16 protein-coding genes are annotated in these 14,515 nt (G+C 48.1%); 11 read left to right on the top strand and 5 right to left on the bottom strand.

Going from position 1 to position 14,515, the window contains the following annotated elements; translation table 11 throughout:
* The first annotated feature begins 5 nt into the window (after positions 1-5).
* Positions 6-1,193, top strand: a complete 1,188-nt coding sequence (gene trpB, locus W04_RS07525; protein WP_045978473.1) for a tryptophan synthase subunit beta — start codon at positions 6-8, stop codon at positions 1,191-1,193.
* On the top strand, positions 1,190-1,996 hold the full coding sequence (gene trpA, locus W04_RS07520) for a tryptophan synthase subunit alpha (RefSeq protein ID WP_053910390.1): 807 nt from the start codon (positions 1,190-1,192) through the stop codon (positions 1,994-1,996). The genes trpB and trpA overlap by 4 nt, the downstream gene beginning before the upstream one ends.
* Here the strand turns inward: trpA and W04_RS07515 are convergent.
* Positions 1,993-2,271: an HU family DNA-binding protein gene (locus W04_RS07515; RefSeq protein ID WP_022943797.1), complete on the bottom strand. Its 279-nt coding sequence runs from the start codon at positions 2,269-2,271 to the stop codon at positions 1,993-1,995. The two genes, trpA and W04_RS07515, sit on opposite strands and share 4 nt — an antisense overlap.
* Positions 2,272-2,404: 133 nt before the next feature.
* Between W04_RS07515 and W04_RS07510 the strand changes: the two genes are divergently transcribed.
* Both W04_RS07510 and W04_RS07505 read left to right on the top strand, forming a co-directional pair.
* Positions 2,405-2,986, top strand: a complete 582-nt coding sequence (locus tag W04_RS07510; RefSeq protein WP_053910389.1) for an inner membrane-spanning protein YciB — start codon at positions 2,405-2,407, stop codon at positions 2,984-2,986.
* Positions 2,987-3,045: 59 nt separating this feature from the next.
* Complete coding sequence (locus tag W04_RS07505; protein ID WP_053910388.1) at positions 3,046-3,684, top strand: CPBP family intramembrane glutamic endopeptidase; 639 nt, start codon at positions 3,046-3,048, stop codon at positions 3,682-3,684.
* A 20-nt stretch (positions 3,685-3,704) separates the two neighbouring features.
* On the opposite strand, the gene W04_RS07500 is transcribed toward W04_RS07505, so the two are convergent.
* Positions 3,705-5,129 carry a sodium-dependent transporter gene (locus W04_RS07500; RefSeq protein ID WP_053910387.1) on the bottom strand — a complete coding sequence of 475 codons (1,425 nt, stop codon included), beginning with the start codon at positions 5,127-5,129 and terminating at the stop codon, positions 3,705-3,707.
* Positions 5,130-5,300: 171 nt separating this feature from the next.
* Here W04_RS07500 and W04_RS07495 point away from each other — a divergent pair, with 171 nt between their 5' ends.
* From W04_RS07495 to W04_RS07475, 5 genes are all read left to right on the top strand, one after another.
* Positions 5,301-5,603, top strand: a complete 303-nt coding sequence (locus W04_RS07495; protein WP_026110949.1) for a YciI family protein — start codon at positions 5,301-5,303, stop codon at positions 5,601-5,603.
* A 100-nt stretch (positions 5,604-5,703) separates the two neighbouring features.
* Entirely contained in the window at positions 5,704-5,958 is a 255-nt protein-coding gene (locus W04_RS07490) for a PepSY domain-containing protein (protein WP_022943802.1), read from the top strand.
* On the top strand, positions 5,958-6,632 hold the full coding sequence (locus W04_RS07485; RefSeq protein WP_022943803.1) for a response regulator transcription factor: 675 nt from the start codon (positions 5,958-5,960) through the stop codon (positions 6,630-6,632). The genes W04_RS07490 and W04_RS07485 overlap by 1 nt, the downstream gene beginning before the upstream one ends.
* Positions 6,626-7,963 (top strand): ATP-binding protein, encoded by a 1,338-nt coding sequence (locus W04_RS07480; RefSeq protein WP_053910386.1) that lies wholly within the window; start codon positions 6,626-6,628, stop codon positions 7,961-7,963. The genes W04_RS07485 and W04_RS07480 overlap by 7 nt, the downstream gene beginning before the upstream one ends.
* 7 nt (positions 7,964-7,970) lie before the next feature.
* Positions 7,971-8,381: a lysozyme inhibitor LprI family protein gene (locus tag W04_RS07475; protein ID WP_053910385.1), complete on the top strand. Its 411-nt coding sequence runs from the start codon at positions 7,971-7,973 to the stop codon at positions 8,379-8,381.
* On the opposite strand, the gene W04_RS07470 is transcribed toward W04_RS07475, so the two are convergent.
* Positions 8,378-9,424 (bottom strand): AI-2E family transporter, encoded by a 1,047-nt coding sequence (locus tag W04_RS07470; RefSeq protein ID WP_045978403.1) that lies wholly within the window; start codon positions 9,422-9,424, stop codon positions 8,378-8,380. The two genes, W04_RS07475 and W04_RS07470, sit on opposite strands and share 4 nt — an antisense overlap.
* A 157-nt stretch (positions 9,425-9,581) precedes the next feature.
* Between W04_RS07470 and W04_RS07465 the strand changes: the two genes are divergently transcribed.
* Positions 9,582-10,472 (top strand): TIGR01777 family oxidoreductase, encoded by an 891-nt coding sequence (locus tag W04_RS07465; RefSeq protein ID WP_053910510.1) that lies wholly within the window; start codon positions 9,582-9,584, stop codon positions 10,470-10,472.
* A 30-nt stretch (positions 10,473-10,502) separates the two neighbouring features.
* Here the strand turns inward: W04_RS07465 and W04_RS07460 are convergent, their stop codons facing one another.
* Positions 10,503-13,004, bottom strand: a complete 2,502-nt coding sequence (locus W04_RS07460) for an ABC transporter permease (protein WP_053910384.1) — start codon at positions 13,002-13,004, stop codon at positions 10,503-10,505.
* A complete protein-coding gene (locus tag W04_RS07455) occupies positions 12,994-13,710 on the bottom strand; it encodes an ABC transporter ATP-binding protein (RefSeq protein WP_045978404.1) in 717 nt (238 codons plus the stop codon). Before W04_RS07455 ends, W04_RS07460 begins: the two co-directional genes overlap by 11 nt.
* Between W04_RS07455 and W04_RS07450 the strand changes: the two genes are divergently transcribed.
* On the top strand, positions 13,711-14,331 hold the full coding sequence (locus tag W04_RS07450) for an arylesterase (RefSeq protein ID WP_053910383.1): 621 nt from the start codon (positions 13,711-13,713) through the stop codon (positions 14,329-14,331).
* Positions 14,332-14,515 lie beyond the last annotated feature (184 nt).

Genomic DNA, 14,515 nt, shown 5'->3' with positions numbered 1-14,515 from the left:
TGGTTATGAGTAATTCAGCCTATTTTGGCGATTTTGGCGGCATGTTTGTGCCGGAGCTTTTGGTGCCGGCGCTTAAACAGCTAGAAGCCGAGTTTAATAAATCACAACACGACCCGCTTTTTGAAAAAGAGTTTCACTCTTTGCTCAATGAATATGCCGGCCGTCCGACACCCTTAACGTTAACGCGTAACTTGGTGAAAAACCCCAAGGTCAAACTGTACCTTAAGCGTGAGGATTTACTTCACGGTGGCGCCCATAAAACCAACCAAGTGTTGGGCCAGGCCTTGCTCACCAAACGCATGGGCAAAGAGGAAGTCATCGCTGAGACCGGCGCTGGTCAGCACGGTGTGGCTACGGCTTTGGCCTGTGCGCTGTTGGGTTTAAAGTGTCGCATTTATATGGGCGCTAAAGACGTCGAGCGTCAGCAGCCGAATGTATTTCGTATGCGCTTGATGGGCGCTGAAGTGATACCTGTTACCGCCGGCTCTGGTACCTTGAAAGATGCCGTGAACGAAGCGCTGCGCGACTGGTCAGCGAATTATAAAACAGCGCACTATCTGCTCGGTACCGCTGCCGGACCCCACCCTTTCCCAACGGTGGTGCGCGAGTTCCAAAAAATGATTGGTGAAGAAGCCAAGCAACAGGTTCTCGAAACCGAAGGACGTTTACCCGATGCGGTCATTGCTTGTGTCGGCGGCGGCTCTAACGCCATTGGCATGTTTACCGATTTCATTGATGAGCCAAGCGTCAAGCTGATCGGCGTTGAACCCGCAGGTAAGGGCCTTGATAGCGGTGAACATGGCGCGACCTTATGTCGCGGTAGCAAAGGAATTTTGCATGGCGCTTACACCTACATCATGCAAACCGAGCAAGGCCAAATTGAAGAGTCTTACTCAGTATCGGCAGGCTTAGACTACCCCGCAGTGGGGCCTCAGCACGCGCATCTGCATGAAAGCGGCCGCGCCCAATATGTGGGTATCACCGATGATGAAGCGCTCGATGCATTTAAGGCGCTGGCACGCCATGAGGGCATTATACCGGCACTTGAGTCGAGCCACGCACTGGCCTATGCCCTCCAGTATGCGGAGCAACAAAGTGAAGAGTGTATTATTGTTGTAAACCTCAGCGGCCGAGGTGACAAAGACTTGGCCCATGTGCATCAAGTGCTTGCTGCTAAAGGAGATATATCATGAGTCGTTATGCCACCACCTTCGCCAACCTCGCCGAGCACAATGAAGGCGCGTTTGTGCCCTTTGTGACCTTGGGCGATCCGGGTAAAGCACAAAGTATTGCCATTATTAAAAGCCTGATTGATGGCGGTGCCGACGCATTAGAGTTGGGCATTCCCTACTCCGACCCAATTGCCGATGGCCCGGTGATTCAGGCCGCCAATATTCGCGCCTTAGAGGCGAATATTAGCACCGATGATTGCTTTGACATCATTCGCGAAATTCGCGCCTATAACGCAGATATTCCAATTGGTTTACTACTGTATTCTAACTTGGTACTAGCCCGTGGACCGCAGCAGTTTTACCAACAAGCGAAAGACGCTGGAGTGGACTCAATCTTGGTCGCTGATGTGCCCTTACATGAGTCGAAAATGTTCCGTCAAGCGGCCACTGAAAGCGGCATTGAGCCGATTTTTATCGCCACCCCCAATGCCGATGATGACACCCTTCGACAGTGCGCCTCTTACGGGCGCGGTTACACCTACTTGCTCTCCCGAGCAGGCGTCACGGGCACCGAAACCAAAGCGCAAATGCCGGCGGATTCGATGATTGCCAAGCTAAAAGAATATCATGCCGCACCCGCGTTGCTTGGCTTTGGTATCAGCACTCCGGATGATGTGAGCCAAGCCCTGAGCAGTGGTGCTGCGGGAGCTATCAGTGGCTCCGCCGTGGTAAAAATTATTGCCGCCAACTTGGACCACCCAGAGGCCATGTGTGAAGAGCTGAAAGTGTTTACTATCGCCATGAAAGAGGCGACCAAGGGTTAGCCTGGCTGTATGTGGTCTTTTAATGCCTTGGCGCATTTAAAGGCCACTTTATTTTGCCCTGCTATTTCTATTTCCTCCCCTGTTTGCGGGTTACGACCGCGTTTCGCCGGGTGATAGCTAAGCGAAAAGTTACCAAACTTAGGTATAAATACCGCATCCCCTTCGTGTAAAGACCGCGTTATCGCCTCAATGAGCGATGTTAACGCTGCCGCAGATTGTTGCTTAGTTAATCCACTGCGCCCATGCATGGCGTCAATTAGTTGCTTTTTGTTCACGGTGCTACCTACTGAAAACTCAAAGCCGCGCAGCCTAAAAGGCGACAATGAAAATGTCAATGTCGCACTGATGCTTGAGCTTGCTCTCAGATACTGGTAAAACGGCTGCTACCTAATGTAATGGACGTCGTGAATGAGTACTTTAATTGAATACATTCCGCTAATTTTATTTTTCGCTGTTTATAAACTCGTTGATATCTATTGGGCGACGGGCGTATTAATCGGCACCAGTGCCCTACAGCTTGCTTATGGCTATTTCAAAGAGGGCCATATTGCTAAGCGTCATTGGGTGTTTTTCGCTATCGCCCTAGTGTTAGGAACTATGACCATTCTGTTTCGAGATGAGCATTTTATCCAATGGAAGGCCACTTTCATTTATGCGCTGTTAGCGGTGGTGTTATTAGCCGCACGGCTGTTTTTCAAAAAGAACCTAGTGCAAAAGGCACTCACTGGGTTGCTCAAGTCGGTAGAAGAGAAACAAGGCGGTGAGCAAGGTCAAGAGATTGCGGTACCAGAGCGGATTTGGGAGCAGTTAAACATTTTCTGGGTTATTTTATTTGCCGTTATTGCAGTGCTCAACATTTATGTTGCCTACAATTTCTCGCTCGACTTTTGGGTAAACTTCAAAGTGTTCGGCCTTATCGGCATCACCTTTGTGGCTATTATTGCCACGATTATGCGTCTTTACCCTTACTTTCCTGAAGAAGAGTCATAAAGCTGTCGTACAGCCCTGCTACACTGAGTACATATTGAGTGTAGCAATGGGCTGAAACATTGAATAACGCGCAGTATCGCTGGCTAGAGCTGTTCTGTATCTTTATCCTATTGCCGGTTGCCGGCTTGCTGATGCGCGAGTATTTGCATAACTGGCTGATCCCTGCGTTGATCACCCTCACTGCGGTGTGTTGTTTTGTTCTCCTTACCGATCCCCACTTTAAACGCTTTCGCATCACTTCCATGGGCCAGTTCTCAGCGGTGCGTAAGCGCATTGCCACGTTTTTTCTCACCGGAGCATTATTCTCGGGTGTGCTCTATGGCATTCTCAATCAGGAAAACTGGTTTAGCTACCCGCTGCAATCACCATTGAGCTGGTTGATGCTACTGGTGTTATACCCGCTGCTCTCTGTGTTGCCACAAGAGCTGATTTTTCGCACCTATTTCTTTCACCGCTATAAGCCCATCATTCCTAGCAAAACTTGGCGTATTTGGTTAAGTGCTAGCGTATTTTCCTTGGCACACATGGTTTATGGGAATTGGGTTGCGATAGTATTGTCGTTTTGCGGTGGGCTATTGTTTTCTTATACCTATGCGCACTCACGCTCCACACTTGTGTGTGTACTGGAACATAGTTTGTGGGGGTTGTGGATGTTTACTCTGGGACTTGGCAGTTATTTAGATTCGGGGGCTATTTAGGCTAGCCCCCGACCGGCGAATTAAAAGCCGAAGATACTAATGGCGAAAAACTTGGTTGCCACAGTATTGATGAAAATCAGCAGCAAAATCGCTGGGATAAAGGTTGATAGTGAGAAGTTCACGTACTTTTGCATAAAGCTGCCTTCGTAACTAGCGCAGCCTTGCGAAAGCTCATCATTCAAACGCACCTTCTTCCAACGATACATAACAAACAAACACACCATCAAGCCGTTAAGTGGTAAAATGGTGTCATAAAACACGTCATAAACCACATCAAAGAAGCTCTTATCAGCATCACCGTAGTGGGTGAACTGAGTCAACCAATCGACCATGCCAAATGATACGGTACAGCCAATGGTGAGCAAGCCGATAGCGCCTGCTAAAACTAACAGTGCTTTTTTGCGGCTGTAGCCCTTTTCCTCAATAAGCGTTGCTGTGGGCACCTCGACAATCGACACCAACGACGTAATGGCAGCGAAAAACACCAACAAGAAAAATACAAACGCCACCATAGACGCACCCATATAACCAATATCGGTTTGCAGTGCCAAAAGAATCTTCGGTAAATAAACAAATATCATCGACACCGACGACTCAGAGAGTTGGCTTGGATCAGTATCCGGATTAAAGCTAAAAATGGCTGGCAACACCATTAAGCCGGCGGTAAAAGCCACCAGTGAATCGGTGATGGCGACCATCTTTGCGCCACCAACAATATCATCCTTTTTCGAGATGTAGGACGCGTAGGTCATCAAAATCCCCATCCCTAACGACAGCGAGAAAAACGCTTGTGATAAGGCACCATTGAGTACGCTGGCATTCATTTTTGAGAAATCCGGAACCACATAATAACGCACACCCGCCATAGCATTATCCAAGGTCAACACATAGGCAACCAAACCTATGAGCAGCACAAAAAGAGCTGGCATTAAAAACTTCGCAGCCTTTTCAATGCCCTCTTTGACGCCACCGACGAGGATTAAGTTAACCACAATGGCGACCACCACCATGTAGCCAAAAATACTGTATTCATTAATGAAGCGGCCAAAGTTACCGGGGTCGGCAAGCGCATCAAGGTTGCCCATGGCTGTTTGTGCCAGATAACCGAAAATCCACACTGTAATAACCATATAAAACACCGCAATCATAAACGGCGTCAGTACCGCAAGAATCCCTGCACCGCGCCAGCGCGGTGAATTATCCGACAGTGTTTTGTATGCACCATAAGGGTCTTTTTGCGCTTTTCGGCCCATAGCCATTTCCGCCATCATGACCGGCAAACAAATAAACGCCACAAACAGTGCATAAACTAAAAGAAAGGCACCACCGCCATTTTTGGTGGCCGAAACAGGAAACCCAACGAGATTGCCAATACCTACCGCAGAGCCTGCAGCAGCAAGAATAAAGCCCAAGCGAGAGCTAAAATGTTCACGTTTTTCGCTCATAGAAAAACCTTGTTATTGTTTTAACCCGACTCTACCAGTGTTAAACAAAGCTTTTCAAGCTTTAACGACTGCTGGTGGGCGCGGTCCCATTTAAACAACGATATTAATTTACAACGCCTATCATTGCTGGCTATCATAAATGTAATCGATACCAAGTACTTGGTTATTATTATGTTGTACATGATTTATTCCACCGATGTGGAAAATTCGCTCGAGCAGCGTCTTAAGGCGCGTCCAGCGCATCTTGCACGCTTGCAAGAGTTACAGCACCAAGGGCGCTTACACCTTGCCGGACCACTTCCAGCGACGGACAGTAACGACCCGGGTGGAGCTGGCTTTACCGGCTCATTAGTGGTGGCTGAATTTGCATCCTTAGAAGATGCACGGGAATGGGCCGCTGATGACCCCTATATCGCCGCTGGTGTATATGAAAACTCAGTAGTCAAGCCCTTCAAGAAGGTGCTTCCAGCGTAATTCAGTAAAGGTTAATTGATTTTTTGTATGCTTGCGACATTGCCGCTGCAAGTGCAGTGTATGTTGCGCAACGAAAGATCAATTGGGAGTTCTTTGAACCATGCTTAAATATATAGCCGCTATATTTACTGCTTTTGTTTTAGCCACCTCAGTGGCCCAGGCTGGCTCAACGCCCCCCAAAGACATTGATAAAAAGCAGGCAGTGGCAATTGCCAAAGAAGCCGAAAACGGTAAAGTGTTAAAGATATCTGAACAAAGGGAAAAGTTTATTGTTCGTATATTAAAGCCCAAGGGCCGTGTGGTTGACGTCAGCGTCTCAAAACGCACCGGGCAGGTAGAGAAGGAAAATAATTAATGCGCATACTAGTAATTGAAGACGACTTACATTTGGCAGATAACCTGCGTAGTGCCCTAGAAAAAGAGCGCTACAGCGTTGATTTGTGTAATGATGGAGAAGCGGGCCTTTTCCATATTTGTGAATACCCACTGGATATGGCGGTGGTTGATTTAGGCTTACCAAAAATTGATGGTATTGAGCTTATCAGACAAGCCCGTAAAAATGGCGTCGACATCCCTATCTTAATTTTGACTGCGCGCGATCGCTGGCAGGACAAGGTTGAAGGCCTCGATGCCGGTGCCGACGATTACCTTACCAAGCCATTTCATGTGGAAGAATTAATCGCTCGTTGTAACGCATTAATTCGTCGCAGTGCGGGTCAGGCGAACCCTGAAATTGAAAACGGCCCAATCCGTATTCATACACGCTCGCAGCAGGTATGGGTAGAAGAGCGCGAGCTCAATCTGACCGCTTACGAATATAAAGTGTTGGAATATCTGATGGTGAATCCACAAAAAGTGATTTCTAAATCGGAATTGACCGAGCACATTTACGACCAAGACTTTGATCTCGACTCTAACGTGATAGAAGTATTTGTCCTGCGTCTGCGCAAGAAACTGGACCCAGAAGGCACCCTGAACCCCGTTGAGACCCTACGTGGGCGAGGATACAGGCTGCGCACCCAGTGGTAGGAAATCAAGTTTCACTGAAAATAAGACAAGGATTTATCCTTGTCTTTTTGTTGATCGTAGCCATGCCTATTTTATTTGCTTCGATTGGCAACGCGTATCGTGCCTCATTAGTGGAGGCCACTGAAAAAACCCTCGAAGCGCATTTATACTCATTAATTTCTGAAGTTGAATACAGTGAACGTGGTGTAGAAATGCCACGCAGTATTCTTGCCCCCGAGCTGAACCGCGTCACATCAGACACCTATGCCATGATTTATAATGGCAACGAGCGAGTCTGGCAAAGTGAGTCCGCCTTAAATATTGATTACAAACCGGACTTAGTGATCACCGAAACCGGTAAAGCGGATTTTCGCCTCGTGACCGTCAATGGTCGCAAATACTGGCAACTGTCACTCACTGGGATCCTCGCGAATCTCGACCAAACCATTGAAGCCCGCTTCATTGTAGTTAAAAGTAACGATGGTTTATTAAGGCTGATGGAAGGGTTTAAGGAGACATCAATAAACTGGATGTTAATTATGGGTGTGGTGATCACCGTGTTGATGATCATCGGCTTCATCTGGAACTCTCGTCCATTACACCGCTTAGATAAAGAGATAAAAGCCATTGAATCGGGCGAAGGCACGCGTATCAAAGGCAACTACCCCGTTGAGCTGCAAAATATAAAAGCCGATTTGAACCTACTGTTGGAATCACAGCAACGGCAAAAAGAGCGTTATCGCGCGTCTTTAAGTGACCTTGCCCACGCTCTGAAAACCCCCTTGGCTGTACTTAAGTCAAGCCCTATGGCCAGCGATGACGATGCCCAAGAGCAGTTGGACCGCATCAATGTGATGATCGAACACCAATTAAAACGCGCTGCGACGGGTGCATCCGACACATGGAAAAAACAAACGCATATTAAGCCAGTAGCGGACTCTATCTTTAATGCCATGAGTAAAGTGTATCGTGATAAAGACATCGAATTCAGTGTCGATGTGAGCGACAAGCACTTTTTCTTGGGCGATAAAACCGATTTAATGGAACTGCTTGGCAACCTCATTGATAACGCCTGTAAAGCCTGTGTCTCGCAGGTGAGTTTAAAGGTCGAGCAACGTAAGAAGCGTCTTAAACTAATGATTGAAGACGACGGTCCTGGCGTGCCTGAGGAGAAGCGTGAGTTGCTGTTGCAACGTGGTACCCGCCTTGATAGCTATGAAAGCGGACACGGTGTGGGTATGGCCATTGTCGCTGATCTCGTAAACGGCTATCATGGTATTTTAAGCATTGACGACAGCCCCTTGGGCGGCGCTCGCTTTATGCTTGAGTTTGATTACCAAGAGACAACCTAACGTCATTATGAAACGTCACTTTTTTGTGTTAACCATTGGCCTCGGCGCCTGTTTGTTCAATACTGTTGATGCCAATGAAATTGCGCAATGCGCACCGGTAGGCGAAACACCCGATAGTCGTCGTGACTATATCCAATGTCTTGACCGCCAGTTAGAGCTTCTGCGCCGAGATTTGACTGCGTGGCAGAATAAGCGTCAGCTGCAGCTCGAAAACTTCGCTAAGCAATCGGGGATCACTCAGCCATTGGATATTTATTTACGCTCGCAGCAGAGCTTTGACAGCTACCTTGAAGACAGCTGTCGGTGGCGTTATCTGCGTGTGATGCCCGACGCTACGGCTGCGGCGATGGCGTATAAGCATTGTGAGTTACGGCTTATTGAGCAGCGTATCGACAGTTATCGCGTACCACTAGATTAACCTTGGTCACTTTGCTTAGCGTCGTCTACGTCGGCGCCAAGTAAGGTGGCAAGCCAGCGCCCCTCTTCGCTCTCTTCTAGGGCTATTTTCACCACCATAGTCAAAGGCACAGAGAGCAGCATCCCCACCGTGCCCAATAACCAGCCCCAAAAGATTAACGATAAAAACACGACTAAGGTCGACAAACCTAAGCCCCGACCCATAAATTTAGGCTCGACCACGTTGCCCATCACCGCATTGATGACTAAGTATCCCATGCCCACAAAAGCCGCAGTCAATGGGTTTTGCGTGATCAAAGCCAACAATACCGGCGGCACAGCGGCGATAATAGAGCCGATATTGGGAATGTAGTTAAACATAAAAGCAACCACGCCCCACAAAATAAAGTAGTCGACGTCCAGCGCCCACAATAACATGGTCGCTAAAAAGCCTGTCGCTAAACTAACTAAGGTTTTAATCGCCAAATACGAGTTAATAGACTCAAGAAAACGGTCGATTTGCGCCATTTTCATATCTGGGTCATCTAACGCTAAGTGAATTTTGCGGCTAATACTGGGCCCTTCAAATAACATAAACACCACGGTAATGATGATTAAAAACAGGTTAGCCATCACCCCGCCTAGCCCAGTTAACATGTTGGTGGCTACATCAATCATTTTCCCAGGGTCAAACATTGAGATCAGTTGCTCTTTATTTAGGAAAATATTGTATTGCGCTAACGTGTTCACCGCCCACACAAACTCTTTCTTTAATTGCTCTTTATACTGCGGCAGGTTTTGCGAGAAATCATTCACCGACTGCCCTACCAAGCCGCCAATACTCAAAAGGACGGCGACCACCAGCAGTATAACAATGCTCACTGCCACGCCTTTGGGAATTCGGTAGCGACCTAAAGTATCAATCAAAGGGTTACAGATGATGGCAATGAATACCGATAGAATAAAGGGCACCACCAAGGCGCTTGCGGTTTTCACCCCTGCCAAAACCACCACCAAGGCGGCCATAACTAGGAGGCTTTTACTCGCTCCAGTGAAGCTGGGCACAGTTCGTTTCCTTAAAGCAGACAAGTGATGCTAGTTTAGGTGAGATACGTTTGAAAATAAACCATTGATTGGCCATAGGAAATGATCTTAAATTCGCCAGTTTCGTAGTATTTGAACTAAACTAGAAACAAAGTGAATTAGCAACACGATGGCACCCATGCATATATTGATCACCGGAGCCACAGGGCTCATAGGTAGCGAACTTTACAAGCATTTACTTAACCACCATAGGGTTACGGTACTCACTCGCTCCCCCTCACGGGCGTACATAAAGTTGGGTCATCGTATTGAAGCCATCCAGAATTTAGATGAGGTTGATTTTAATAATGTCGATATCGTGATCAACCTCGCCGGTGAGCCCATCGTTAATAAGCGTTGGAGCGAGCAACAAAAAAAGCGTATCTACGACTCCCGACTCAATACCACCAAAGCTATCGTGGCCAAGATAAATGCCGCAGACAACAAACCGAAGGCGCTAATATCGGGCAGCGCCATTGGCTATTACGGCCGCCAAGGAGATGTGGAGATCACCGAAGACTTCAGCCACTGCTATGATGAATTTAGCCACCAGCTTTGTCGCGACTGGGAGGCAGCTGCAAACAAAGCACAAACCCGTGTGTGCTTACTGCGTACCGGTATTGTGCTAAGTGCCCAAGGCGGTGCCCTAGGAAAAATGCTCCCCGCATTTCGCTTTGGCCTCGGTGGCCCCATAGGAGATGGCCAACAATACATGTCTTGGATCCACCTTGATGACATGGTGCAGCTAATTATGTACCTAATAAAATACGATCATATTAGCGGCGCCATCAACGCCACCGCGCCTAAGCCCGTCAATAATGAGGAATTCTCTAAAACGCTCGCTGAAGTATTGCGCCGCCCCGCCATCGTGCGCATGCCCGCCTTTTCATTACGGCTGATGATGGGAGAAATGGCCGATTTATTGCTCTATGGGCAAAATGTTCAACCCCAGCGGCTGATAGACGAGGGCTTTCGTTTTCGCCACCCCGAACTCAAACCTGCCCTGGCTCAACTCCTTAACCGCAATTAAAAAAGCCGCTTGTTAAAGCGGCTTTTTCGTCTACATCAGTTTGCGTAGCAAACCACTGGTGTTCTTGTTGAGTGTTCGCGCTATCATAGTGTATCCCAACAGTGCCACAAACAAAGCACCAGCTACGGGCCCGATGAACCATATATCAGGATGGAACTTTCCAGGTAGCTCAAATAACTGTCGCTGCACAATGAATAACGCCACATCGCTCACTAAGGCGGCAACTACGCCAGCTATCAATCCCAGTAGTAAGAATTCATACAAGGTGGCTCCTCGGATCAACTTTCCGCGTGCTCCCAAGGTGCGTAAAATAACGACCTCTTGCATCCGCTCACCCAAGCTTGCTTGGACCTGCGAAATTAATACCAAGGCACCACAGACCACTACGATTGCCAGCACAAACCCAATGGCTAACGACACCTGCTCGATAGTTGAGCGAATTTGTTCGACAAAGTTGTCGACATCGATAGCCGTAATGGTGGGATACTGCCGCAATAGCTGAGTAAAGGCTTTATTTTCACCGTCATCAATGCGTGCTGCCGCAATGTAGGTTGCCGGAAATTCAGCGAGCAAGTCTGGGCTTAGGATCATAAAGAAGTTTGGTTTTAGGGTGGACCAATTCACCTCGCGAAAGCTGGTAACCTCGGCATCAAAGCTTTGCGAACCGATTAAAAAGGTAATGGTATCGCCCAGTTGAATCTCCAACCGCTCAGCCATTGACTGCTCAATAGAGACTTCTCCTTGGCTTTGCTCTGTAAACCACTGCCCTTTGGTTAGGGTGTTATGGCTTGGCATATCGCGAACCCACGTCAAGTTCAGCTCACGACCCACACCAGAGCGTGCTTCTTCATCTTTTTTCTCGTTGTCCTCTAATGACACTTCTCGCGCCACTTTCTCGCCATTAACGGCATTGACGCGCCCACGAATGGTCGGATAAAAACGCGACACCTCAATGTTATTAGCCGCGAGATAATCAGCAACGGGCTGTTTTTCTTGCTCGCTAATATTAACAAGAAACGCATTAGGGGCATCCGCTGGTAATTGCGATTGCCAGTCATTGATCATGTCATTTTTAAGCACAATGAGAAACAGTAACAGCTTAATCGCCAGCGCAAAGCTGATTAATTGCACGGCATTGGCATTAGCCCGCTTTTGAATTGACGCCAGCGCTAAAGACCAACTGTTACCCGGGCTGAGGCCGAGCTTTCGCCCTGTGCCAAAAATCACTTTTGAGGCAACAAACAGCACCACCACCACAAGGGCCGATGAGGCGAATAAGATTAGGGTAATTTTGATTTTACCGCTGAATAACCACATTAACCCAAAAACCGTTAACGCCGAGAGCGCGAGGTGGATTTTGCTCACCACCAACCTATCACCGAGGTTTCGGCGCAATACCCGTAACGGCGGAATATCAAATAAATCCAGCAGCGGCTTAATAGAAAACATCACCGCGCACACAACCCCGATGAATACCGCACTTAACCATGGGCGCAGCGACGCAGGCGGAAGGCTAATATCCATGCTTTTAGCCATGTAGTCGGCGGCCACGTGCTGCAGCGAATATCCTACAGCAAGGCCAATAAGTAGTGAAAAACCACACACCAGTGACAAGTGCAGCAAATAAATAGCGCGTATTTGTGCACGAGCCCCGCCTAGGGTTTTCATCATTGCCACCGGGTCGTATTGGCGCTCGCAATAACGCTTTGCTGATACCGCAATAGCCACTGCCGCGAGAATAATGCCCAACAGACCTGCCAACAGTAAAAAGCGCTCCGAGCGCTCTAGCGAATTAGCTATGGGCGACTGCCTGTCTTTCACCCCATACCAACGTTGGTTTTCGGCCAGTTGAGGCTTTAGCCATTGATAGAACGCTTCGACATCGTCACCGTCGCCAGCATAGAGTTGACGGTAGAACACCCGACTCCCCGGTTGGATCACCTCAGTTTTGGCGATATCTGCTTCATTAAGCAACACCCGGCGACTGCCAGAGAAAATATTGAACGGCGCATCCGGTTCTTCGCTCAAAATATGGCTAACGGTAAAGGTGGCAGCACCTAACTCAACCTCATCGCCCACTTGCAGATCCAATGAATACATCACCGTTTCATTGAGCCAAACGTTGCCCTCTTTGGGGCCGCCCTCAGCCACTTGCTCTTGGGCATCAAAATCGCTTTTAATGAGTAGTTTACCTTTAAGAGGATAGGCTGATGACGCTGCTTTTATTGCCGCCAGTTGCATACGGTCATTGGCAAAGAGCATGGTATCGAAAAACGTGAGCTGCGCCGTTTTCAAGCCCATTTTCTGTGCTTGCTGGCGGTATTCATCTGGCAACGCATGGTTACTGGCCAGCGCTCTATCGGCGGCGATAAAAGCGTTGGATTTTTGCAAAATGGCTTGACCAATACGGTCAGTTACTGAGGACAAGGTCAACACCGTCATCACTGCCAACGCAATGGCTGCACATATCACCGTGAGCTCGCCTCGGCGCAGCTCTCTCAAAAACAGTCTAAATGCCAATTTACCCCACATTGACCTGCTCCTTCGGCTCACTCAACTCGGTTAGACTGCCGCCTTCGATGTGCAAGATACGGTCGCATCGCTGTGCCAGTGCTTCATCGTGTGTAACCAGCACCAGCGTGGTGCCTTGCTGTTGGTTAAGCTCAAACAACAGCTCTTCAATCATTTTACCGTTTTTACTGTCTAAGTTTGCCGAAGGCTCATCAGCAAACAAAATTTGCGGCGTGCCAATAAAGGCACGAGCGATAGCAACTCGCTGCTGCTCGCCGCCAGAAAGCTGCGAAGGGTAATGCTCAACGCGATGACTCAAACCGACCTTTTCCAACAGCGCCAGCGCCTGCTCTTTGGCGTCACTTTGGTTAGCAAGCTCAGCTGGCAGCATCACATTCTCAAGTGCACTGAGGCTTTGCACCAACATAAAGGATTGGAATACAAATCCGACTTTTTGCGCACGCAAGGCCGCGCGCCCTTCTTCGTCCAGTTGCTCCAAGGCATCACCATCTAAGGTAATGCTTCCTGAGCTTGCCACATCAAGCCCTGCTAACAAGCTCAACAATGTTGATTTACCCGACCCCGAGGCGCCAACAATGGCCACCGACTCGCCTGGCTTGACATTAAAGGTAATGTCGCTGAGGATCGTTAAATCGCCGTCAAGCGTATTAACGGACTTAGTTAATTCTTTGACTTGAATAATATTTAATTGAGATAACGCTGACATATGAGTGCTTCAATCCTACGTGTTTTTATCGTCTTACTGCTTGTCACTAAACCATTATTCGCTTGGGCTGACAATCAGATACTTGTCCTAGGTGACAGCTTAAGCGCAGCCTATGGGTTAAAACAACACCAAGGCTGGGTGCAATTGTTACAAGATACGTACGAACAACAAAATACGCCCACTACCCTGATTAATGCCAGTATAAGCGGTGAAACCACAGGCGGTGCGCTACGTCGCCTTGATGCGATTCTTAAAGAGCACACCCCTACCCATGTGCTCATTGAGCTTGGCGGCAACGACGGCTTACGTGGTTTTCCCGTCACTAAAATGAAAGCCAACCTGCATGCACTAATAGATAAAAGCCGAGAGGCCGGTGCTGAGGTGGCGTTAATGCAAATTCGTATTCCACCCAATTATGGCCGCCGTTATACCGAGTTGTTTGAGCAAAGCTTTGTTGATGTGGCCAAGGAAAAGCAAGTGACCTTAATGCCCTTCTTTGTAGAGCAAGTGGCGACCAACGGTGAATTAATGCAAAACGATAACATTCACCCTAATGCTGAAGCGCAGCCGATCCTACGGGATATTATGAAAACACAAATCAGTAACTGGCTGACCAAGTAGCCTCTGATACACCAAAATAACTCAACAAAAGCGCTGAAAATTAGCGCTTTTTTCTTTTTTGTAATTAAATCGGCGAATATGAATGTTTTATAAGCAAACGCACCCGCCGACGCTTGCATTTACAAAATATTTCCGTACTATTGCAATCCAAGTCGGCATATAGCGCAGCCTGGTAGCGCACTGT

The organism is Pseudoalteromonas sp. SW0106-04 (assembly GCF_001293805.1).
GTDB lineage: Bacteria > Pseudomonadota > Gammaproteobacteria > Enterobacterales > Alteromonadaceae > Pseudoalteromonas > Pseudoalteromonas ruthenica.
Note: the sequence above shows the minus strand (reverse complement) of the source record. Positions and strands in the feature narration are given on the sequence as shown.

What these genes read in the sequence shown, in the direction of transcription:
- W04_RS07455 (WP_045978404.1), bottom strand. Translation starts at nt 13,710, where the DNA reads ATGTCAGCGTTATCTCAATTAAATATTATTCAAGTCAAAGAATTAACT.
- W04_RS07495 (WP_026110949.1), top strand. Translation starts at nt 5,301, where the DNA reads ATGTTGTACATGATTTATTCCACCGATGTGGAAAATTCGCTCGAGCAG.
- W04_RS07490 (WP_022943802.1), top strand. Translation starts at nt 5,704, where the DNA reads ATGCTTAAATATATAGCCGCTATATTTACTGCTTTTGTTTTAGCCACC.
- W04_RS07500 (WP_053910387.1), bottom strand. Translation starts at nt 5,129, where the DNA reads ATGAGCGAAAAACGTGAACATTTTAGCTCTCGCTTGGGCTTTATTCTT.
- W04_RS07465 (WP_053910510.1), top strand. Translation starts at nt 9,582, where the DNA reads ATGCATATATTGATCACCGGAGCCACAGGGCTCATAGGTAGCGAACTT.
- W04_RS07460 (WP_053910384.1), bottom strand. Translation starts at nt 13,004, where the DNA reads ATGTGGGGTAAATTGGCATTTAGACTGTTTTTGAGAGAGCTGCGCCGA.
- trpA (WP_053910390.1), top strand. Translation starts at nt 1,190, where the DNA reads ATGAGTCGTTATGCCACCACCTTCGCCAACCTCGCCGAGCACAATGAA.
- W04_RS07475 (WP_053910385.1), top strand. Translation starts at nt 7,971, where the DNA reads ATGAAACGTCACTTTTTTGTGTTAACCATTGGCCTCGGCGCCTGTTTG.
- W04_RS07485 (WP_022943803.1), top strand. Translation starts at nt 5,958, where the DNA reads ATGCGCATACTAGTAATTGAAGACGACTTACATTTGGCAGATAACCTG.
- trpB (WP_045978473.1), top strand. Translation starts at nt 6, where the DNA reads ATGAGTAATTCAGCCTATTTTGGCGATTTTGGCGGCATGTTTGTGCCG.
- W04_RS07510 (WP_053910389.1), top strand. Translation starts at nt 2,405, where the DNA reads ATGAGTACTTTAATTGAATACATTCCGCTAATTTTATTTTTCGCTGTT.
- W04_RS07450 (WP_053910383.1), top strand. Translation starts at nt 13,711, where the DNA reads ATGAGTGCTTCAATCCTACGTGTTTTTATCGTCTTACTGCTTGTCACT.